The organism is Pseudomonas sp. PDM32 (assembly GCF_019219225.1).
GTDB classification, from domain to species: domain Bacteria; phylum Pseudomonadota; class Gammaproteobacteria; order Pseudomonadales; family Pseudomonadaceae; genus Aquipseudomonas; species Aquipseudomonas laurylsulfatiphila.
The window spans coordinates 333174-355439 of sequence record NZ_JAHUWE010000006.1 but is presented as its reverse complement, the minus strand read 5'-3'; the positions used below and the strand labels follow the sequence as shown (position 1 = coordinate 355439).

20 protein-coding genes are annotated in these 22266 nt (G+C 58.8%); 11 read left to right on the top strand and 9 right to left on the bottom strand.

The window, feature by feature from the left end; translation table 11 throughout:
* Window positions 1–66: 66 nt before the first annotated feature.
* The 4 genes from KW846_RS14235 to KW846_RS14220 form a co-directional block, all read right to left on the bottom strand.
* Window positions 67–957 carry a pseudouridine synthase gene (locus KW846_RS14235; RefSeq protein ID WP_218482891.1) on the bottom strand — a complete coding sequence of 297 codons (891 nt, stop codon included), beginning with the start codon at window positions 955–957 and terminating at the stop codon, window positions 67–69.
* 120 nt (window positions 958–1077) lie between these two features.
* On the bottom strand, window positions 1078–1395 hold the full coding sequence (locus KW846_RS14230) for a hypothetical protein (protein WP_007973482.1): 318 nt from the start codon (window positions 1393–1395) through the stop codon (window positions 1078–1080).
* Between the two features lie 172 nt (window positions 1396–1567).
* A complete protein-coding gene (locus KW846_RS14225; protein WP_007973483.1) occupies window positions 1568–1804 on the bottom strand; it encodes a glutaredoxin family protein in 237 nt (78 codons plus the stop codon).
* 104 nt (window positions 1805–1908) lie between these two features.
* Window positions 1909–3117 (bottom strand): ammonium transporter, encoded by a 1209-nt coding sequence (locus tag KW846_RS14220; protein ID WP_007973484.1) that lies wholly within the window; start codon window positions 3115–3117, stop codon window positions 1909–1911.
* 328 nt (window positions 3118–3445) lie between these two features.
* On the opposite strand from KW846_RS14220, the gene KW846_RS14215 reads away from it, so the two are divergent.
* From KW846_RS14215 to KW846_RS14180, 8 genes are all read left to right on the top strand, one after another.
* Window positions 3446–3760, top strand: a complete 315-nt coding sequence (locus tag KW846_RS14215; protein WP_007973485.1) for a YqjD family protein — start codon at window positions 3446–3448, stop codon at window positions 3758–3760.
* A 1-nt stretch (window position 3761) separates the two neighbouring features.
* Window positions 3762–4151, top strand: coding sequence for a phage holin family protein (locus KW846_RS14210; RefSeq protein WP_218482890.1), 390 nt, complete (start codon window positions 3762–3764; stop codon window positions 4149–4151).
* Window positions 4148–4492 carry a hypothetical protein gene (locus KW846_RS14205; RefSeq protein ID WP_126050018.1) on the top strand — a complete coding sequence of 115 codons (345 nt, stop codon included), beginning with the start codon at window positions 4148–4150 and terminating at the stop codon, window positions 4490–4492. Before KW846_RS14210 ends, KW846_RS14205 begins: the two co-directional genes overlap by 4 nt.
* A gap of 217 nt (window positions 4493–4709) precedes the next feature.
* Window positions 4710–6038 (top strand): deoxyguanosinetriphosphate triphosphohydrolase, encoded by a 1329-nt coding sequence (locus tag KW846_RS14200; RefSeq protein WP_015094053.1) that lies wholly within the window; start codon window positions 4710–4712, stop codon window positions 6036–6038.
* 176 nt (window positions 6039–6214) lie between these two features.
* Window positions 6215–6607: a response regulator gene (locus KW846_RS14195; RefSeq protein ID WP_218482889.1), complete on the top strand. Its 393-nt coding sequence runs from the start codon at window positions 6215–6217 to the stop codon at window positions 6605–6607.
* 247 nt (window positions 6608–6854) lie between these two features.
* Window positions 6855–7481 carry a response regulator transcription factor gene (locus tag KW846_RS14190; RefSeq protein WP_007973494.1) on the top strand — a complete coding sequence of 209 codons (627 nt, stop codon included), beginning with the start codon at window positions 6855–6857 and terminating at the stop codon, window positions 7479–7481.
* An 8-nt stretch (window positions 7482–7489) separates the two neighbouring features.
* Window positions 7490–11131, top strand: coding sequence for a transporter substrate-binding domain-containing protein (locus KW846_RS14185; RefSeq protein ID WP_218482888.1), 3642 nt, complete (start codon window positions 7490–7492; stop codon window positions 11129–11131).
* Between the two features lie 49 nt (window positions 11132–11180).
* Window positions 11181–14126, top strand: a complete 2946-nt coding sequence (locus KW846_RS14180; protein WP_218482886.1) for an HD domain-containing phosphohydrolase — start codon at window positions 11181–11183, stop codon at window positions 14124–14126.
* Here KW846_RS14180 and KW846_RS14175 read toward each other — a convergent pair whose 3' ends face one another.
* Both KW846_RS14175 and KW846_RS14170 read right to left on the bottom strand, forming a co-directional pair.
* Window positions 14127–14609: a GAF domain-containing protein gene (locus KW846_RS14175; RefSeq protein ID WP_095966417.1), complete on the bottom strand. Its 483-nt coding sequence runs from the start codon at window positions 14607–14609 to the stop codon at window positions 14127–14129.
* On the bottom strand, window positions 14606–15496 hold the full coding sequence (locus tag KW846_RS14170) for an ATP-binding protein (RefSeq protein ID WP_218482884.1): 891 nt from the start codon (window positions 15494–15496) through the stop codon (window positions 14606–14608). The genes KW846_RS14175 and KW846_RS14170 overlap by 4 nt, the downstream gene beginning before the upstream one ends.
* 165 nt (window positions 15497–15661) lie before the next feature.
* On the opposite strand from KW846_RS14170, the gene KW846_RS14165 reads away from it, so the two are divergent.
* Window positions 15662–17983: a response regulator gene (locus tag KW846_RS14165; protein ID WP_218482882.1), complete on the top strand. Its 2322-nt coding sequence runs from the start codon at window positions 15662–15664 to the stop codon at window positions 17981–17983.
* Here KW846_RS14165 and KW846_RS14160 read toward each other — a convergent pair.
* From KW846_RS14160 to msrB, 3 genes are all read right to left on the bottom strand, one after another.
* Window positions 17967–18428: a MarR family winged helix-turn-helix transcriptional regulator gene (locus KW846_RS14160; protein ID WP_007973507.1), complete on the bottom strand. Its 462-nt coding sequence runs from the start codon at window positions 18426–18428 to the stop codon at window positions 17967–17969. The genes KW846_RS14165 and KW846_RS14160 overlap by 17 nt on opposite strands.
* Window positions 18425–18910, bottom strand: coding sequence for a glutathione peroxidase (locus KW846_RS14155; RefSeq protein ID WP_008002671.1), 486 nt, complete (start codon window positions 18908–18910; stop codon window positions 18425–18427). Before KW846_RS14155 ends, KW846_RS14160 begins: the two co-directional genes overlap by 4 nt.
* Window positions 18911–19137: 227 nt before the next feature.
* Window positions 19138–19533, bottom strand: a complete 396-nt coding sequence (gene msrB / locus KW846_RS14150; protein WP_007973511.1) for a peptide-methionine (R)-S-oxide reductase MsrB — start codon at window positions 19531–19533, stop codon at window positions 19138–19140.
* A gap of 226 nt (window positions 19534–19759) precedes the next feature.
* Between msrB and KW846_RS14145 the strand changes: the two genes are divergently transcribed.
* The gene (locus KW846_RS14145; protein WP_007973513.1) at window positions 19760–20971 is read left to right on the top strand and encodes a pyridoxal phosphate-dependent aminotransferase; all 1212 of its coding nucleotides are present in this window, start codon (window positions 19760–19762) and stop codon (window positions 20969–20971) included.
* A 317-nt stretch (window positions 20972–21288) separates the two neighbouring features.
* Window positions 21289–22179 (top strand): protease HtpX, encoded by an 891-nt coding sequence (gene htpX / locus KW846_RS14140; RefSeq protein ID WP_007973520.1) that lies wholly within the window; start codon window positions 21289–21291, stop codon window positions 22177–22179.
* Window positions 22180–22266: the final 87 nt, after the last annotated feature.

Here is a 22266-nt window from a genome sequence, read left to right as displayed (position 1 = left end):
GAAAAGCCCGCTTGATGCGGGCTTTTTCATGCCTGAAAAACAGCACTTCAGGGGCGCCGTTCAGGATCACCATTGCAGGGTGATTTCACTCTCGAACTCACGCGCCTGGCCCGTGACCGGGTCGATGAACCTCAACCCCTGAGCCAGCAGTTTCAAAGGATTGGCGTAGTCATCCTGCGCATCCTTGAGCACCTCGGGGTAAAACGGGTCGTTGCAGATAGCGGCGCCCAACGCCGCCATGTGTACCCGCAGCTGATGTTTCTTGCCTGTCACCGGGTAAAGAGCATACCGCCAGAGTTTCTCCTGCTTCTCCCTGACTTCGATCGCCGTCTCGGTGTTGCAGGCCCCAGGCCCTTCCTGCATGCGGAAGAACGGCTCGCCATCGACCAGCCGGCTTTTATGAACCCGCGGGAAAGCAAGTTCAGGCAACGCCGCTGCGATGGCCTCGTAGCGCTTTTCGATCTGCCGGGTTGGAAACAACGACTGATAAGCCGAACGACTCTGCGGATTGGCGGAAAACAGTACCAGCCCTGCGGTATGCCGGTCGATGCGATGCAATGGCACCAGATGCGGATTGTCCAGGCGACGGATCAAGCGCCTGAGCAGCGTCTGTTCGACGTATTCGCCAGCCGGCGTCACCGGCAGAAAGTGCGGTTTGTCGGCCACCACCAGATGCTCGTCCGCGTACAGAATCGACTCGATCACCGGGATCGGCTTTTCATCCGGCACTTCGCGAAAATAATGTATCCGCAAACCTTCCCTGTAGGCCAGATCGAGGGCTATCGGCATGCCCTGCCCATCGAGGACCCGGCCACGGGCGATTCTGTCCAGCCATTGTTCACGACCGATGGCACTGAAATGCTCGCACAGGCAATCGACAACGGTCTGCCACGGGCCAGGTGGCAAGTACAGCGTACTGGCCTGACTGTGTGCCGCGGAAAAAGAAGAAGTGGACATACGAAAGCTCTAACCTCAGTGCAGGGCGGCATTATCCAACAGCACGGGGATTGAACCTAGGGGGCGCTCCCAATTAGTTTTCCCGGCGTGAAAACCAATTGAGAACGCCCGCTGAGATCCTCAAGCCGGGATCTGCGTGCGCGCCGCCGCTTCGGTGTATTCCTTGAGCCAGCGCAATACATCGACCGCCTCCCAGCGAGCGGGGTCATAGAGGGCGTACAACAACCCCTGATAACCCACGACATCGAGTTGCCGGTGATACCCCGCGCGTTGAAACAAGGCTTCGATTTCTGCGAAACAGGTATTGAAATGCGTTTTGTTGAAGGGTGTCTTGCCCTCGGTCACCAGTCCATCCAGACGCAACTCAAGAACGGCTTCACTCACGACGTCTGCAGACATCCGGTTCACGCTGTTCTTCAACTGTTCGACATTGACCACGATTCATCCCTCTCACGCCCGGGCTTGTCTACTCGCTGCCGAAAATCAGCAGCGGCAATGCAGGCACCACGAATAACTGTATACGCATACAGTATCCGATCAGTACCGGATAAGCCAAGGGGATCAATCGTAAAGTTCGACAGGCGGGAAGTAACATCGGCGCAAAAGCCACTTAACGCAAGAACGCCACCACCTCATCGGCACTGAACGGCCAGCCCAGTTCAGCGCCGGTGTCGACCCGCCGCAACACCGGAATACGCAGGCTGTAGGCGGCGAACCAGGTTTCATCGTCGGCGATATCCACCAGTTCCACCAGCAGACCGCGCTCGACAAACTCCATCAACATGGCTTCGGCTACTTCACAGAGATGGCATCCAAGGGTGCCGAACAGCTGACATTCGGGAAGCATGAGCGCTCAACCAGAAAATGAAGTGACCATTCTAGGCCTGCTCCGAAAAACCGTCGAGCCATTGAGTCTCCTGCCTGATGCCACCGACGATGGTGAGACCTGTGTCAGTCCTGGCTCACGGCGCCGATCTTGTGGATCGACAGGTCCGCGCCGTAATACTCCTGCTCCTGACTCAGGCGCAATCCATGCAGAGCCTTGATCACGCCATACACGGCAAACCCGCCGGCCAGTGCCACGGTGACGCCCAGTGCCGTGCCGATCAACTGGCTGATCAGGCTGACCCCACCCAGCCCGCCCAAAGCGCTCTGGCCGAAAATGCCGCAGGCAATACCGCCCCACACGCCGCACAAGCCGTGCAGCGGCCAGACACCCAATACATCGTCGATTCGCCATTTGACCTGAGCGGCGGTAAAGCACCAGACAAACAACGCCCCCGCGACGGCGCCGGTCACCAGCGCCCCCACAGGATGCATCAGGTCGGAACCGGCGCAGATCGCCACCAGTCCAGCCAACGGTCCGTTGTGCAGAAAGCCGGGGTCGTTGCGCCCGACGATCAACGCTGCCACCGTACCGCCCACCATGGCCATCAATGAGTTCACCGCCACCAGTCCACTGACACCTTGCAGGGTTTGCGCGCTCATGACGTTGAAGCCGAACCAGCCAACAATCAGGATCCACGAGCCCAACGCCAGAAACGGGATGCTCGAAGGCGCGAACGCAACCAGTCGACCTTCGCGATAGCGGCCATTACGCGGCCCGAGCAACAGCACCGCCGCCAGTGCCAGCCAACCGCCCATGGCATGCACCACCACCGAACCTGCGAAATCATGGAAACCGGCGCCAAAGCGCTCCAGCAGCCAGGCTTGCAAACCCAGGTTGCCATTCCAGACCATGCCTTCGAAGAACGGATAGATGAACGCGACAATCAACGCGGTTGCACACAGCTGCGGGACAAACCGGGCGCGCTCGGCGATTCCTCCGGAAATGATCGCGGGAATCGCCGCGGCAAAGGTCAGCAGGAAGAAAAACTTCACCAGCCCATAACCATGGTCGGCATTGAGCACGGCCGCCGGTTGCATGAACGTCACGCCATAAGAAATCCAATAGCCTATAAAGAAGTAGGCCAGTGTCGATACGGCGAAGTCGCTGAGGATTTTCGACAAGGCATTGACCTGGTTTTTCTGTCGCACGGTTCCGACTTCGAGAAAGGCAAAACCGGCGTGCATGGCCAGAACCATGACCGCACCGATCAGAATGAACAGCGTATTGGAGCTATGGACCAGGGTGTCCACGGCGCTTTGCAGATTTTCCATGGGATGGGCAGACCTTATGGCAGAAAAAAGCACCAAAGCAGTTCGCGATGACTACCCATGCACCAAGTTGCAGCTTCGAAGCATCAGAGGACTGATCTCGTTGAACCGCCTTGGTGCACGGACACCGTCCGGGAAAAACGTGACCCGGACGTTTGCGCGAGTTTTTGATTGTTGGTCCTACGGTTTTACTGAAATCATGCCCGGCTATAGCGCAATGGTGCGGACCGGCGCACCACGACACAGCAAAAGTTGTACCAGTCATTTGTACTGAACCTTCGCCGAAGGCTCATACTCGAACGCATCAGAAAGCCACTTATGGAGATCCACCATGGCCCGCATCCAGGCAAAGACTGCTCAAGAAATCCTGATGAACGACTTTCAGACACTGGTCAGTGACACCGAACGGTTGCTGGAGCACACCGCGACCCTGGCCGGCGACCAGGCCGACGAGTTGCGCGAGCAGATTCACGACAGTCTCTTGCGTGCCCGTGAAACCCTGAAGTTGACCGAAGACTCCCTGCGCGAACGCGGCAAGGCGGCTGTCACCGCCACCGAAGACTATGTCCAGGCCAACCCTTGGCAATCGGTCGGGATCGCGGCCGGCGTAGGCTTCCTGATCGGCCTGCTGGCCAGCCGGCGCTGATATGTCGATCGGTGAATCCGACCCGTCTGCGACGGGAACAAGCTCCTCATCGCGGCGCCTGGGTGCTGCCTTCCTGGGGTTGCTGCACAGCCATGTCGAACTGTTCGGCATCGAGTTGCAGGAACAGAAAGCCCGCACCGTCAGCCTGTTGCTGTTTGCCGGTCTGGCGCTGGTGTTTGCGTTGCTGCTGTTGGTAGGGCTGTCGACGCTGGTGCTGATCGTGTTCTGGGACACCTATCGCCTGACCGCCATCATCGGGCTCTGCGTGTTCTACAGCCTCGCCGCCATATTCTGCGCCATGCGTTTGAGGGCAGCGATTTTCGATGAGTCCTCGCCCTTCCACGGTACGCTAGAAGAGCTGGCCAACGATCGGGAGCGCCTGCTGCCATGAACCTGCCTGAATTGCCACACAACAGCTCACGCACGGAAATGCGCAAGGCCCTGATTCGCCTGCGCATGGAAATGCACCGCCAGGAAATCCGCCACGAATCCGCGCAGCTGCTGCAACCGTTGAAACGCGTGCGCGGGATGACGCAGAACCTGCAGGACGGTTTCGGCATCAAACACGCGCCACTCTGGGGCGTGGCCGCCGTCACCTTGCTGGGCTTTCTGACCGGCAAGGGCGCAAAGAACGGTGGCGGCCTCAGCAGCCTGACCCGGCTGATCCGTCTCGGCACCACACTGGGGCCGCTGATCAAACTGATCATGCAGGGCTCTTCGCGCAAAGACTGATCAGTTTCCTTCTGGCTACGCTCTGCAGTGTCGACGGGATGCCCCCTCTCTATCGAGGGGGGCGCGATCCTGTGCGCCAGTCCGGTCAATTGCCCCCTGCGAAAAAAGTTCTTGCAAGGTGACCTCGATATCGACGCCGCCGGGTTGTAGTTCCGCTTGCAGGTCATGACGCGAAACGGGAAGCTAGACCATCAGTCACCTGACGGAGAGTCCCGCCTTGGATTGGCACACCCTGCTTACCCGCGAACGCCTCGGAAAGCCTCTGCACAGCCCAGAAGAACTCGGCCGCAGCCCTTTTCACAAAGACCACGACCGCATTATTTTCTCGGGGGCTTTCCGCCGCCTCGGGCGCAAGACCCAGGTCCATCCGGTGTCCAGCAATGATCACATTCATACGCGCCTGACCCACTCGCTGGAAGTCAGTTGCGTGGGGCGCTCGCTGGGCATGCGGGTCGGCGAAACCATCCGCAATGCCCTGCCCGACTGGTGCGAACCCAGCGACCTGGGAATGGTGGTGCAATCGGCCTGCCTGGCACACGACATCGGCAACCCGCCTTTCGGCCATTCCGGTGAAGATGCGATCCGTCACTGGTTCCAGCAAGCCGCCGGCCGTGGTTGGCTGGATGCGATGAGTGAAGCAGAGCGCAATGACTTCCTGAATTTCGAAGGCAACGCCCAGGGCTTTCGGGTCCTCACTCAACTGGAGTATCACCAGTTCGACGGCGGCACCCGACTGACCTATGCAACCCTGGGCACCTACCTGAAGTATCCATGGACGGCCAGGCACGCCGATTCGCTGGGCTACAAGAAACACAAGTTCGGCTGTTATCAGAGCGAGCTGCCACTGTTGGAGCAGATCGCCCATAAACTCGGCCTGCCGCAACTTGAAGAGCAACGCTGGGCGCGGCATCCGCTGGTGTACCTGATGGAGGCCGCCGACGACATCTGCTATGCGCTGATCGACCTGGAAGACGGCCTGGAAATGGAGTTGCTGGAATATGCCGAAGTCGAGTCCCTGCTGCTGGACCTGGTGGGCGACGACCTGCCGGAAACCTACCGCCAGCTCGGTCCCGGCGATTCGCGCCGACGCAAACTGGCGATCCTGCGCGGCAAGGCCATCGAACACCTGACCAATGCCGCGGCCCGCGCTTTCGTCGAGCAACAGCACGCGCTGCTGGCCGGCACATTGCCCGGCGACCTGGTGGAGCACATGCACGGGCCCGCCAAGCGTTGCGTGCTGAACGCCAAGGACATGGCCCGCAAGAAAATCTTCCAGGACAAGCGCAAGACCCTGCACGAGATCGGCGCCTACACCACGCTGGAAATCCTCCTCAACGCCTTTTGCGGCGCAGCACTGGAGCAGCACAACGGTCGGACCCCGTCATTCAAAAGCCGCCGAATCCTTGATCTGCTGGGTAACAATGCACCCGATCCTCACGGCCCGTTACACACGTCGTTTTTGCGCATGATTGATTTCATCGCCGGCATGACCGACAGCTATGCCAGTGACATGGCCCTGGAAATGACGGGCCGTGCCAGCCACTGAGGTGCTTCGTTTGATCAGCCATTACGGCCTTCGTTTTGGCTGATCCCCCTTTAACCTCCAACAGCACTCAAGTCTCGTCGAATCGCCCTACAACACATGGCGAGCGAACTGATCGCCTGTCCGACCCTCTCGCGAAACAATCGCCCTCCCTCTGTTCGACAGATGAAGTGTGCAGCATGGCCGAAGACGATCTACGCATCCTCGTGGTGGAGGACCACCCCTTCCAACTGATAGCCACTCAATGCCTGCTGGAGAGTTATGGCTTCGCCCGACTGACTACTGCCGACAGCGCCAGAAGCGCCATGCAGCAGATGCTCGGGGTCGAACAGCCATTCGACATCCTTTTATGCGATCAATGCCTGCCCGATCTGACAGGACTCGATCTGGTCCGGTTCGCCAGTCACCGAGGGCTGATCAGGCAGGCGATCATACTGAGCAGCCTGACGACGTCTGAACTGGATGAACTTGTAAAAACGGCCAACGAATACGGGCTGCCATTATTGGGTTACTTGATAAAACCATTGAAACAATCTGAATTTAGAGACCTGTTGAGCCTGGCACCAACATAGACAAAAAGCACATATAAGAACCGACAAATGCACAACGTAAAACCTACAAACAACTTCCTTAAAAAGTGCAAAAAACTGCCAGACTTCCCCGGACTTCCTAACAAGAAACCTAGTTAATACGTAGTCCCATTCCTCTTAATTTGTAGGATTTCTCCTATATTGCTGCTACAGCCCGGTCCGTTCATGCGTCCCTTCAAGTAACTGAGCTAAGGTGCGCGCTTTATTTGAGCTCGCATGGGACTTGATTATGAACTCCGTTTTTATTGTCGACGATCACCCGGTTATCCGCCTTGCCGTTCGAATGTTGCTGGAACACGAAGGTTACAAAGTCGTCGGCGAAACTGACAATGGGGTCGACGCCATGCAAATGGTTCGCGAATGCATGCCGGACCTGGTCATTCTCGATATCAGTATTCCAAAACTGGATGGCCTGGAAGTGCTGTCCCGGTTCAACGCAATGAGTAATCCTCCTAAAACACTGGTACTGACCGCACAATGCCCGACACTCTTCGGTATACGTTGCATGCAATCCGGAGCCTCGGGTTATGTCTGCAAACAAGAGGACATCAGCGAACTGGTGAGTTCCATAAAAGCGGTATTTTCAGGTTACAACTATTTCCCGAGTGAAGCATTGAACCCCATCCACGGAGATGAAACACGCTGCATCGAATTGGAACTGTTCAAGTCCGTAAACGACCGGGAACTGATGGTCCTGCAACTTTTTGCCCAAGGTCGCACAAACAAGGAAATCGCCAAGGGCATGTTTCTGAGCAACAAGACCGTGAGTACCTACAAAAAGCGCCTCATGCAGAAACTCAAAGCCAAATCCCTGGTTGAACTGATCGAGATGGCAAAACGTAACGCACTCGTGTGAGAACCTGGATGCCCAGCCGTTTGAAGGTCTATCTGATTCAAGTGACCGCAGGTCTATGCGTGAGCACCTCGTTGTTCGGAGCACCGGGCAATGAACTCTACACGCTGCTCAGTCGCTCGAAGGTCGGCGCGCTGGAGATTCGACTGGATGAATCCCAGCAACAATGGATAAAAAGCAAAAATCAACTGACGCTCGGCACGTCGGCTCCGGACTACCCCCCTTTCGACCTGACCACCAGTGGGCAGGACTATGAAGGTTTTACCGCCGATTACGCTGGCCTTCTGGAAAAAGCCACCGGTTTGCCCGTCAAGGTTCAGCGTTTCGAATCCCGAGGGGCTGCGATCGCTGCGCTGCAGAACGGCAATGTCGATCTGCTTGGCACTGCCAATGGATTCGAGGCTGGCATTGCCGGGATTGCGCTGTCCATACCCTATGCCGTCGATCAACCCGTATTGGTGACCCGCGAAGGGGAACCCCGATCTCTCACCGATGGCCTGGCCGGATTGCGCCTGAGCATGGTGTATCACTATTTGCCGCTGGCGGAAGTCAAGGCGTTGTACCCAAAGGCGATCATCACGTCCTATCCGTCCTACCAGAATGCGATCAATGCCGTTGCCTTCGATCAGGCGGATGTGTTTCTCGGTGACACGATTTCAACTCACTACATGATCAACAAGGGGTACCTGAACAACATCCGGATGGCCAACTTCGGCAAACATGAAGCCCATGGTTTCAGCTTTGCCGTCAACAGGAACACCCCCGAGCTGCTCGGCATCATCAACACGATGATCAAGGCCATCCCCTCCAGTGAGCGAGAAAACATCGCCAAACGCTGGAGTGCCGGCAGCGACATTCTGCTGACCGATCAAAAGCTGCAACTCACTGACCGGGAAGAACGCTGGCTGGCACATCACCCGATAGTGCGGGTCGTCGTCAACGAAGCCTTTGCGCCACTGACGTTTTTCGATAGCAATGGCAACTTTCGCGGGGTCAGCGCGGATTTGCTTGAGCTGATCAGGCTGCGCACCGGCTTGCGCTTTGACATCCAGCGCAGTCGAAACGATGACGAGATGATCAAACAGATCAAAAACAATCAGGCCGATGTGATCGCCGCGTTGCTCCCCAGCGCCAAACGTCAGTCCCAGCTGAACTTTACCCGCCCATTTCTGGAAAATTCCTACGTCCTGCTGACCCGTAAAGCCGCCGACAGCCCAACCAACCTCGAGCAGTTACAGGACAAGCGCCTGGCCATTGCCCGCGGCAATCCACTCAAGGATTACCTGCGCAGAGAGTTTCCCCGGATCAAGCTGATCGAAACCCCGGACACTTTCAGCGCCGTAGAGATGCTCGCCGAAGGTCAGGCCGAAGGCGTGGTGAACTCACTGGTCATTGCCAACTACTTCATTTCGTCGCGGTTGTTCGAACACACCTTGCAAATCAGCACCACCATCGGCACCGAGCAGGCAGCGTTCTCGCTGGCCACTGCACGGGACGCCAAGGAACTGAACGCCATTCTGAACAAGGCGCTGCTGAGCATCTCGCCGGAGGAGCTGGGCATCATCAACAGTCGCTGGCGCGGCTATTCGGCGTCCTCGCAAAGCACCTGGCGCAACTATCAAAGATTGTTCTACCAGATCGCCATCGGTGCCGGAGCGCTATTGCTGATTTCCATAGCGTGGAACGACTACATGCGACGCCAGATCAAGCAGCGCAAAGCCGCCGAGCGTGCATTGAACGATCAGTTCGAATTCATGCGATCGCTGGTCAATGGCACGCCCCATCCGATCTACGTACGTGATCGCCAGGGGTTGCTGCAAAGTTGCAACGACAGTTACCTGCAAGCGTTCTGCGCCAGGCGCGAAGATGTCATCGGCAAAAGCGTCATGCAGGGGGCGATGAGCAATGTGTTCGAGGCCCGGGAGTACCAGGCTGACTACCAGCGCGTGGTGGCCGAGGGCAGACCGTTGATCGTCGATCGCGAACTGCACATTGGTGGCCGGCGGCTGACGATCTATCACTGGATTCTCCCCTACCGAGATTCCAGCGCGAAAGTGCAAGGCATTATCGGTGGCTGGATCGACATCAGCGAACGCCGGCAACTGCTCGATGATCTGCGTTGCGCGAAAGAACACGCCGATAACGCCAACCGGGCCAAAAGCACGTTTCTGGCCACGATGAGCCATGAGATCCGCACGCCGATGAATGCAATCATCGGCATGCTTGAACTGACACTCAAGCGTCTTGATCATCGGCACCCGGAGCGTCCGGCCATCGATGTCGCGTACAACTCGGCGAAAGGGTTGCTGGAACTGATTGGCGACATCCTCGACATTGCCAGAATCGAATCCGGGCGCTTGAGCCTTAGCCCGGAGCGCGTTAATCCGGCTGAACTCGTGGCCTCGGTCGTACGGATTTTCGATGGCCTTGCCCGACAGAAGGAACTCGAACTGAAGCTGGAATTTTCTTCGCCCAACCCGACCTTCGATGTGTTGCTGGACCCTTTGCGCTTCAAGCAAGTGCTGTCCAACCTGATCAGCAATTCCATCAAGTTTACCGAGCAAGGCCAGGTCCGGGTCATTGTCGACCTGCAGCCAGCAATGCAGCCTGATCGTGTGCAAATGCGGGTACAGGTTCACGACAGTGGCATCGGGATCAGCGAACAGGATCAATACCGGTTGTTCGAACCCTTCGCCCAGGCCGACAACGCCATTCAATCGGCCAGGGGGGGCGCAGGGCTGGGGCTGGTCATCAGCCGCAATCTCTGCGAGATGATGGGCGGCAGTCTGCAATTGCGCAGCGAGCCGGGTGTCGGCACTCAAGTGGAGGTATTGCTGCACCTGGAAACGTTGCCGCTGCAGCAATTTGCCCAGGTGGCCGAAACGCAAATTGTCGTCGCCACAACCCCATTGAATGTTCTGGTCGTCGACGATCATTCGGCCAATCGTTTGCTCACCTGCCAGCAATTGGAGTTTCTAGGCCATCGATTTACCGTCGCGGCCGATGGCCAGGAGGGATTGGAGGCATGGAAAGACCAACCGTTTGATCTGGTGATCGCCGATTGCAACATGCCGGTCATGAACGGTTACGAGCTGGCCCGTGCCATTCGCCAGCATGAAAGCCAAAACCATCGCCCTCCCTGCACCGTGCTCGGCTTTACCGCCAACGCGCAACCGGAAGAAATACAGCGCTGCAAACAGGCCGGAATGGATGACTGCCTGTTCAAACCCCTTAGCCTTGGAGCCTTGAGCCAGTGGATGGAAAACATTGAACCCACCCATATTGCCCCGGCGTTCAGCCTGCACGGGTTGAAACTGCTGACCGGGGGCAACCCCATGTTGAACCGCAGATTGCTCAACGAGTTGGTCAACAGCAACCGCCAGGATCTGCAAACGCTGCTGTCGCTATCCAGCTCCGGGGATCCGCAGGCGCTGCAGGACATTGCCCACAAAATAAAAGGCGCAGCCCGGATAGTGCAAGCCTCCCCCCTGATCGACCACTGCGAGGCGCTTGAAGTCGCCTGCCATGAGGATTTCGATCGCGAAAAAGTGGCCAGATGCTGCCAATCCATGGAGCGCACCATACTTGAGCTGGAGGACGCGTTACTACGTCAGATCAAGCATTACGACGAAGGAAAAATGGCAGAGCCTTAACTATGCTTGGACCCTCAGCAGGGTGTTGACTCTCATGGAGAAACCCGCAATGCCTGACCCACTGCGCAAGGATCCACGCCGGTTTCCACTGCATGTCCATATCAGTGTGATGTTCACCTTTCTGTTGTTGCTCACCGGAGTGCTGCTGGGTCTTTTCAACTACCGGCAAACGACCCAGATCATACTGTCCAGCAGTGAAAAACTCTTCAACCGTATCGAGCAGGATGTCCGGCTGGACCTGCACGCCACCTATCAACCCATTCGCCACCTGTTGAGCCTGCTGGCACTCAATCCGGCGGGCCAGTCCGCTGATCTGGAACACCGCCTGGCACTGCTCGAACCGTTCAGCCAGTCACTCGAGGACAACCCCAATCTGGCGTCGCTGTACCTGGGCTACGACAACGGCGACTTTTTCATGGTCCGCCCGCTGCATACCCCAGAGGTCAAAGCCCTGGTCAAGGCTCCGAAAATGGCGGCTTTCCAGGTCTGGAGCATTGAGCACGACAGCAGCGGCCAGGCTCGTTCCCAGTCTTTGTTTTTCGACCGTAACCTGGCCCTCGTCAGTCGCCAGGACAACCTGAACGACACCTACGACCCTCGCAGCCGTGCCTGGTTTACCAGCGCCCGTAGCGACAATGAACAGATTACGACCGAACCCTACATCTTTTTTTCCACCCATGACATTGGCACGACGCTGGCACGACGCAGTGGCGACAAGGCAATCCTGGCCGCCGACCTGACCCTGGCCGAACTCAGCGCGACCCTGGCCAAGCACGTCGTGACCCCTCATACCGAAATCGTGCTGTTCGATGCCGAAGGCAATGCCATTGCCTACCCCGACAGCCGCAGACTGATCATCGATGATCAGACATCCCGGCTGATCAAGGCCGCGGACCTGAGCCCCAGTCTGGGTGCGTTGCTCAACAACTCCTCTGAAGGCAATCGCCTGGATGCCAACGGCCGGCAGTGGATCGTGGCCCGCAGCAGCATGCAGGAAGGCGGCCCCCAAGGCCTGCAACTGGCGCTGCTGGTTCCGGAAGACGAGCTGCTCGTCGATGCTTACCGGATGCGCTGGCAAGGTGCGCTCATTACCCTGGCAACGCTTCTGTTATGCGTGCCGCTGGGTTGGCTGACCTCCAGAGTCCTGGTCAAACCCTTGCGCGCCCTGGTGCAGGAGGCCGATGCGATTCGCAGTTTCGATTTCAATTTTCCGCTTTCCCGTCGCTCGCCGGTGCTCGAAGTCGACCAACTGAGCGTGTCGATGGCACGGATGAAAGACACGCTGGCGAGCTTCTTCCAGATCACTGACAGCCTCAGCGCCGAAACCCGTTTCGCCCCCCTGCTGGAACGCGTGTTGTTTGAAACCGTGAAAATCGGTCAGGCCCAGGCCGGCCTGATCTATCTGCGCGAAGGTGATGGCGGGCACATGGAACCCCACGGACTGGTCATCAATGACGCCGCCGAAAACCTGCAATCCTTCGACATCCGCGGACATTCACTGGAAAACCCGCAAAGCCCCCCATGGTTGCAGCAGCTGGCAAACGTCGACAACGTCGTCAGTAACCTGGGGTTCGAGCAAGCGGGCGATCTGCAGAAAGTCTTGCTCGCGCTGGAAAGTCCCCGGGTCCATCTGATCGGAATCCGCCTGCATAATCGTCACAACGAAACCGTGGGCTTGCTGGTGTTGCTATTGGCCGACAGCGGCGAGCAAAGCGATCTGGAAAAACTGCGGCCGGACCGAATTGCGTTTCTCCAGGCGGTGTCCGGCGCGGCGGCCGTGTGCATTGAAAGCCAGCGTCTGCAAGCCCGACAAAAACAGCTGCTGGACGCCTTCATTCAACTGCTGGCCGGTGCCATCGACGCCAAAAGTCCCTATACCGGCGGCCATTGCCAGCGCGTGCCGGAACTGACCCTGATGCTTGCTCGCGCGGCGGCAGCCAGCCAGGACCCCGCCTTCAGCGCCTATCGGCCGACCGACGATGAATGGGAGGCACTGCACATCGCTGCCTGGTTGCACGATTGCGGCAAGATCACCACACCGGAATACGTCGTCGACAAAGCCACGAAGCTGGAAACCCTCACCGATCGCATCCACGAAATCCGCACCCGCTTCGAGGTACTCAAGCGCGATGCCTGGATCAGCTACTGGCAGGCCATTGCCCTGGGCGGTGACGAACAAACGCTGGCAGACCTGCGTGATGCCTGCCTGGCCGGACTGGATGATGATTTCGCCTTCATTGCCCGTTGCAATCTGGGGGGCGAAGCCATGGCCGACGCTGATCTGCACCGGCTGCGCAGCGTGGCTGAACGCACCTGGACCCGGACCCTGGATGACCGGCTGGGCGTGTCCTGGGAAGAGAACCGGCGTCAGGCCCGAACACCCGCCCCCACCCTGCCCGTCAGCGAACCCTTACTGGCGGACAAACCCGAGCACCTGTTCGAACGCAGCGAAAACGAAGTGATACCGCACAACAACCCCCTGGGTTTCAAACTCGACGTTCCGCCCCACAAATACAATCGGGGCGAGCTGTACAACCTGAGCATTGTCCGGGGCACCCTGACGAGCGAGGAGCGTTATGTCATCAATAACCACATCGTCCAGACGATTCTGATGCTCAACCATCTGCCGTTCCCCGGACACCTGCGCAGCGTTGCGGAAATAGCCGGCGGGCATCACGAAAAAATGGACGGCAGTGGTTATCCAAAACGCTTGAAGCGAGAAGACATGAGCCTGCCGGCGCGAATGATGGCGATTGCCGATATTTTCGAAGCGCTGACGGCCGCCGACCGCCCTTACAAAAAAGCCAAGACCTTGAGCGAGGCGCTGGGCATCATGGCGTTCATGTGCCGTGATGCCCACATCGACCCGGAACTGTTCGGGCTGTTCATCAGGGCACAGATCTATTTGCAGTACGCCAGGCGCTTCCTCGACCCTGCGCAGATTGATGCGGTGGACGCATCGGGTCTGCTGGTCAAGGCAGGCCTGGCGTCTTGATCAGCAGTCGGTCAGGCGCAGGAAAATCGCCGCCAGTTGCTCGATACCGGCCTGGTCCTGCGGGGTGAACCGCGCCAGTTTCGGGCTGTCGAGGTCGAGCACGCCGATCAATCGGCCGTCCTTGACCAACGGCACCACCAGTTCGCTGTTCGAGGCGCTGTCACAGGCAATGTGACCGGGGAATGCGTGCACATCTTCGACCAACTGGGTCTGCAAGGTAGCGGCTGCCGTTCCGCAGACGCCACGCCCGAACGGAATTCGCACGCAAGCGATCTGCCCCTGAAACGGGCCCAGCACCAGCTCCTCATTGCGGTTGAGGTAGAAACCGGCCCAGTTCAGGTCATCGAGCTGATTGAACAGAAACGCCGAGAACTGCGCGGCATTGGCGATGAAGTCCCGCTCGTCCGCCAGCAAGGACTCAAGCTGCGCGTGCAGCATGCCGTAGCCTTCGAGTCCCTGGCCGCTCTTTTGTAAATCGATCATGCCTTGTGCTCCAACAGTTTCAGCCCGACCCAGTAACGGGCAAATTGATAAGCGCAACGTCCATTGCGATTGCCTCTGCCGGTGGCCCAGCGTACCGCCAGGATGTCCAGTTCTTCGCTGCGCTGCCATGCAAGTCCGGCCTTGCCGGCCAACTGGCCGATCCAGTGCTCGACGACGTCGAGGAAGTGTTCCTGGGTAAACGGATAGAACGATAGCCAGAGGCCGAAGCGGTCCGACAGCGCGATCTTGTCTTCCACCGCCTCGCTCGGATGCAGCTCGCCGTCGACCCGCTTCCAGTTCTCGTTGTCACTTTCCTTTTCCGGCACCAGGTGGCGACGGTTCGACGTGGCGTACAGCAAGACGTTGTCCGGCGCCTGTTCCAGCGAGCCATCGAGTACGCTTTTGAGCACTCGGTAATCGCCCTCGCCCGACTCGAACGAGAGGTCATCGCAAAACAGCACGAAACGCTGGGGCAGTTTGCCGATCTGTTCTACCACGCGCGGCAGGTCTGCCAGGTGATCGCGTTCAATCTCGATCAGACGCAAACCGGCTTGAGCGTGCTCGGCCAACAAGGCGCGCACCAGCGACGACTTGCCGGTGCCGCGCGAGCCCCACAGCAAGGCGTGGTTGGCGGGCATGCCATCGAGGAACTGTTGGGTGTTGCGCCCAAGCTGCTCAACTTGCCGGTCGACGCCGATCAGGTCCGACAGGCGCATGTCGAGGCTGACCTGCAGCGGCATCAGATAACCGCCGCGAGACTCACGCTGCCAGCGCGCCGCCAGGCATTGCGTCCAGTCGATGGCTGGCCGGGGTGCCGGCAGCAACGGCTCGATACGGGCCAGAACGGCATCGGCGCGTTCAAGAAAAGCATTCAATCGGGAATCCACGACTTCTCCTCGGGCACGTTCACAGTAATGATGGTGATATAGCGACGAAACACAGCGTCACACAAGCGGCTGCCCCCGCGGTACAGGCCTCGCGAGAACATCAACAGGCAGGCATGATCGACTATGCTTGAGCAGCGAAAGGAAACGGAAGTGGTTCACCCCCCCATGGACATCAAATTCACCAACCGGCTGTCATTCAAGCAAGCCCGGCTTACCGTGCTGGTCGGTTTCATTCTGGGCACGCTGCTCAGCCTGCTGCAAATAGGCATCGATTATGCCAGTGAAGACGCCTCCATCAATCGTGAAATCCTTTCATTACTGGAAATCAGCCACAACCCGGCCTCGCGAATCGCCTACAACATCGACGCCGAACTTGCCAAGGAACTGACCCAGGGCCTGCTGCGCTCGCCGGCGATCATCGGCGCGAAACTGACCGACAACAACGGCACCGTGCTGGCCAACGCCAAGCGACCCGAGGTGCAAAACGGCTACCGCATGCTCAGTGACTTCCTGTTCGGTGCCAGCCGACAGTTCGAAGACCGGCTTTACCTGGATCATTTACCCAGCGAATCCCTGGGTACACTGCGGCTGAAGGTCGATACCTACGCCTTCGGCAACCGGTTCCTGCGCCGGGCCGAAGTGACCCTGATCAATGGCTTCGCCCGCAGCCTGCTGCTGTCCGGCATCCTGCTGGCGTTGTTCTATGTGATGCTGACCAAACCCCTGGTGCGGGTGATCCGTGAGCTCAGCGGTCGCGACCCGGGCAACACCGAACCGACGTCGCTGGAGTGTCCCGTCGGGCACGCCAACGATGAGATCGGTGTACTGGTCAAGGTTGCCAACCAGCAATTCAAAAACATCGCCACCGAAATCCGGCAGCGGCGCAACGCGGAAAACCGCCTGACCGAATATCTTGGCCAACTGGAAAACATCGTCTCGGCCCGCACCGCCGAACTCAAGGCAATCAACGCCCGGCTGAGTCAATCCAACGAGGAACTGGAAGCCGCGCGCAGTACCGCCCTCGACATGGCCGAAGCCCGCTCGGTGTTCCTGGCCAACATGAGCCATGAAATACGTACGCCCCTCAATGGCTTGCTCGGGATGATCGCGCTGTCCCTCGACGGACCGCTGAATGCCGAACAACAGCAACAGCTGTCGATTGCCCACGACTCGGGCAAGGTACTGGTGGAACTGCTCAACGATATCCTCGATTTGTCGAAGTTCGATGCCGGTCAACTCGAACTCGAACACATCCCCTTCGATCTCGGAGCGCTGATCGAGGACACCGCCAACCTGCTGTCGCAGAACGCCGCCCCCAGCGTCGAACTGACCTGCCTGATCGATCCGCATTTCCCGGCACTGGTGCTCGGCGATCCGACCCGGGTGCGGCAGATCGTCAGTAACCTGCTGTCCAACGCCCTCAAGTTCACCCGATTCGGGCGTGTCGACGTGCGCCTGTCAACGTTCGGGGACGGCGTCAGAATCGAAGTGTGCGACACCGGCATCGGCATCCCCCAGGAAGCCCAGGCCAGGATCTTCCAGCCTTTCACCCAGGCCGGTGCCGGTATTACCCGCCAATTTGGCGGCACCGGGCTGGGCCTGGCGCTGACCTGCAACCTTTGCGAAGCCATGCAGGGGCGCCTGACGATCAGCTCCGAAGCGGGTTTTGGCAGTCAGTTCTGCGCCGATCTGCCGTTACCCAGCCATACCCGCGCAATGCCTGCTGTTGCGCTCAATGGCAAAGTCGTCGCCATCACGGCCGCCAGCAGCGGGCTGGGCGAACTGCTGAACAGCCTGCTGCCTGGCTGGGGGCTGGATTATGAACGGCGCTCCATGGATGACTCACTGCTTGGCCTGGCAGCCGACGTGCTCATCACCGACTGCCCTGAATGTCTGTTCAATTTGCGCCCCGCCCTCAGCGCGCCGATCCTGTTGATCACCGCTTATGGCAATTTCATGCCCAGCGAAGAGGTAAACGCCCTCGCCCCCTTGCAACAACAGGCACGTCCCCTGGCCCGCAATACGCTGTATCGGAGCTTGCGACGGATCCTGCAACCGGAAATCCACCCGGTCAACGATGTCCGGCTCGAAACGCAATGCCCGCTACGCCGCGGGCGCGTACTGCTGGTGGAAGATAATCCGGTGAACCAGCTGGTGGCCAAGGGCATGCTCGGCAAACTCGGCTGCGAGGTCACCACCGCGGCCCATGGTGCCGAGGCCCTGGATCAACTCGAACAACGGGAGTTCGACCTGGTGCTGATGGACTGCAACATGCCGGTGATGGACGGCTATGAAGCCAGCCGGCAGATCCGCCGTAGCGGACGCTGGCCCCAGCTGCCCATCGTCGCCCTGACGGCCAACGCCATGTCGGAGGAGCGCGAACGCTGTCGTGCCGCGGGCATGAGCGACTACCTGGCCAAACCCTTCCGGCGCGAAGAACTGGCCGCCCTGCTGGACTTGTGGATCCCCGCTACGACAGCGCCCTGATCTGTCCCAACAGGTGGTCGAGACCATCGCGCAAGTCGTTGAGACGATTCAGGTCGACCCCGCTGTCGCACAACAACCGCGCCTTGAGTGGCCCGACCTGATCGCGCAAGGCCGTTCCGGCGGGCGACAGGCTCAGGTGCACCTCACGCTCATCGCGCGCCGAACGCTGACGCTGCACCAGTTGCAGTTGTTCGAGGCGCTTGAGCAAGGGGGTCAACGTGCCGGAATCCAGGGCCAGACGCTCACCCAATGCCTTCACGGTCGGTTGTTCGGGGGCTGCTTCCTGCCACTCCCACAGCACCAGCATCGCCAGGTACTGAGGGTAAGTCAGGCCCAACTGATCGAGCATTGGCTTGTAGGCGCGAATGACCGCACGGGAAGCTGCGTACAGCTTGAAACACAGCTGGCTGTCGAGCTTCAGGGAATCGACGGACAAGGTGTTCATTTGAGCAGGGCTTCGATCTCGCGGGTCAGGTCCTGCGGCTTGGTCGCCGGGGCGAAGCGCTTGACCAATTGCCCGTCCTTGCCGATCAGGAACTTGGTGAAGTTCCACTTGATGCCCTGGGAACCCAGTACACCCGGAGCGCGCTTTTTCAACTGCACGAACAAGGGATGGGCGCCGGCGCCGTTGACTTCGATCTTTTTGAACAGCGGGAAACTGACACCGAAGTTCAGCTCGCAGAATTCGGAGATCGCGCCTTCATTGCCCGGCTCTTGCTTGCCGAACTGGTTGCAGGGAAAACCGAGCACCACCAGGCCCTGGTCCTTGTAGGTCTGCCACAACTCCTCCAGGCCTTTGTACTGCGGAGTGAAACCGCACTTACTGGCCGTGTTGACCACCAGCACGGCCTTGCCGGCGAAGTCCGCCAGGGTCTTTTGCTCTCCCTTGATTGTGGTGCAAGGGATGCTCAGCAGGTTGTCGCTCATGTTTGAGGTTCCGAGTGAATGCCAGAGACGCTAAAATAGCGAGCAATTGAATTGTGTGCAATCTAATTGCTCAAGTCAGGCCAGCTATCCGGCACGCAACCCTGTAGGAGCTGCCGCAGGCTGCGATCTTTTGATCTTGATCTTCTGCGATCCAGAAAAAACAAAATCAAAAAATCGCAGCCTGCGGCAGCTCCTACAGGTTCAGCGCATGGTCCGCTCGCTTCGGATCAGTCGCGAGGAACGAGGTCCAGGCACACGGAGTTGATGCAATAACGCAGGCCAGTCGGCGGCGGACCATCAGGGAAAACATGCCCCAGGTGCGCGTCGCATTTGGCGCAGACCACTTCGGTGCGAATCATGCCGTGGCTGACATCACGGATCTCGGTCATGGCGCTGTCGCCGATCGGCGCGTAGAAACTCGGCCAGCCGCAGCCGGAATCGAATTTGGTCCTGGAGTCGAACAGCGGTTCGCTACAGCAGATGCAGTGGTAGACACCGTCGGTTTTGGTGGCGTTGTATTTACCGGAAAACGGACGTTCGGTGCCTTTGAGGCGGCACACGTTGTACTGCTCCGGATCGAGCATCGCCTTCCATTCTTCCAGGGTTTTTTCCAACTTTTCCATCATCACACCTCAGCGGCTGAAAAAGCCCGATCTGTACCTTTTCCACGGATCGGGCGGCACGTATGATTGCGCCTCGTCAAACGCCAGTCTGGCAGCCAGACCACGCGCATTCAAACGGAAATATGGGTGCTGCATCTCAAGGCGCCGGGCCTGTGTGAATACGCAGGATTCCCAGCACGGCTGCCCAAACGCCGTCTGGATCGTTCATTTTCGGGAACACATCGCCATGCAGGTCAGCAAATCGAACAAGCTCGCCAACGTCTGCTACGACATTCGCGGCCCGGTGCTCAAGCACGCCAAGCGCCTGGAAGAGGAAGGCCATCGCATCCTCAAGCTGAACATCGGCAACCCGGCGCCTTTTGGTTTCGAAGCGCCGGATGAAATCCTCCAGGACGTGATCCGCAACCTGCCGACCGCCCAGGGCTATAGCGACTCCAAGGGCCTGTTCAGTGCGCGCAAGGCCGTGATGCAGTATTACCAGCAAAAGCAGGTAGAAGGCGTCGGCATTGAAGACATCTACCTGGGCAATGGTGTTTCCGAACTGATCGTGATGTCGATGCAGGCCCTGCTCAACAATGGCGACGAAGTGCTGGTACCTGCGCCTGACTACCCGCTTTGGACCGCCGCCGTGAGCCTGTCCGGCGGTAATCCGGTGCATTACCTGTGCGACGAGCAAGCCAACTGGTGGCCAGACCTGGCCGATATCAAGGCCAAGATCACCCCGAACACCAAGGCCCTGGTGATCATCAACCCGAACAATCCGACTGGCGCCGTGTATTCGAAGGAAGTGCTGCTGGGCATGCTGGAACTGGCCCGCCAGCACAACCTGGTGGTGTTCTCCGACGAGATCTACGACAAGATCCTCTACGACGATGCCGTGCACATCTGCACCGCCTCCCTGGCGCCGGACCTGCTTTGCCTGACCTTCAATGGTCTGTCCAAGTCCTATCGCGTGGCCGGTTTCCGTTCCGGCTGGATCGCCATCTCCGGTCCGAAACACCACGCCCAGAGCTACATCGAAGGCATCGACATGCTGGCGAACATGCGCCTGTGCGCCAATGTGCCCAGCCAGCATGCGATCCAGACCGCCCTGGGTGGCTACCAGAGCATCAATGACCTGGTGCTGCCGCAAGGTCGCCTGCTCGAACAGCGCAACCGAACCTGGGAATTGCTCAACGACATTCCGGGCGTGAGCTGCGTCAAGCCGATGGGCGCCCTATACGCTTTCCCGCGCATCGACCCGAAAGTCTGCCCGATCCACAACGACGAGAAATTCGTCCTCGACCTGCTGCTCTCCGAAAAGCTGCTGGTGGTTCAAGGCACCGCATTCAACTGGCCATGGCCAGACCACTTCCGCGTCGTGACCCTGCCACGTGTCGACGACCTGGAGATGGCCATCGGACGCATCGGCGGCTTCCTCAAATCCTACCGCCAGTAAGCGCCCGCCACCGTGCGACACGCCTGACCGTCGCACGGTGATTTTCATCCGGCAACATTTGTTTGCATTGCGTCACTGGCAGTTGTCTTGCCCGCTGCCGGACAACGCCGTGCCTGCTCGCGCCCAACAAAGGCAGGGCCTTCGACAGGAATTGACTGACAAACACTTCCCGCACTCGCGTCGGAAATACCCTGCAAGCAGCTAAACTATTGCCGTAGGACACAGTTTGAAATAGTCACCCGGTTGAATACCCCGGTGCAGCACCTTATATACCCCGCAGTACGCTACATCTTTAGCATGAGGAGATTTCTACAACCATGATGCGCATCCTGCTGTTCTTGGCCACTAACCTGGCGGTCGTGCTGATTGCCAGCATCACCCTGAGCCTTTTCGGCTTCAACGGGTTCATGGCGGCCAATGGGGTTGATCTCAACCTCAATCAGCTGCTGATTTTCTGTGCGGTCTTTGGTTTCGCCGGTTCACTGTTCTCGCTGTTCATCTCCAAGTGGATGGCGAAGATGAGCACCAGCACCCAGATCATCACCCAGCCACGCACCCGTCACGAGCAATGGCTGCTGCAAACCGTCGAGCAACTGTCCCGCGAAGCCGGGATCAAGATGCCCGAAGTCGGTATTTTCCCCGCCTACGAGGCGAACGCCTTCGCCACCGGCTGGAACAAGAACGACGCACTGGTCGCCGTAAGCCAGGGCTTGCTCGAGCGCTTTTCACCCGATGAAGTGAAAGCCGTCCTGGCCCACGAAATCGGCCACGTGGCCAATGGCGACATGGTTACCCTGGCACTGATCCAGGGCGTGGTGAACACCTTCGTGATGTTCTTCGCCCGGATCATCGGCAATTTCGTCGACAAGGTGATCTTCAAGAACGAAGAAGGCCAGGGCATTGCCTACTACGTGGCGACCATCTTCGCCGAACTGGTTCTGGGCATCCTGGCCAGCGCCATCGTCATGTGGTTCTCGCGCAAGCGCGAATTCCGTGCCGACGAAGCCGGTGCAAACCTGGCCGGCACTGCCGCAATGATTGGCGCCCTGCAGCGCCTGCGAGCGGAACAAGGCCTGCCGGTGCACATGCCCGACACCCTGAACGCCTTCGGCATCAATGGTGGCATCAAGCAAGGGTTCGCTCGCATGTTCATGAGCCACCCGCCACTGGAAGAGCGTATCGACGCCCTGGCTCGTCGTCGCGGCTAAGAGGCTCCACCGCAAATGAAAAGGCCCGCAGCGATGCGGGCCTTTTTTTGTCTGCTTGAATACTTCGGTGTGTTTCAGGGTGCAGAC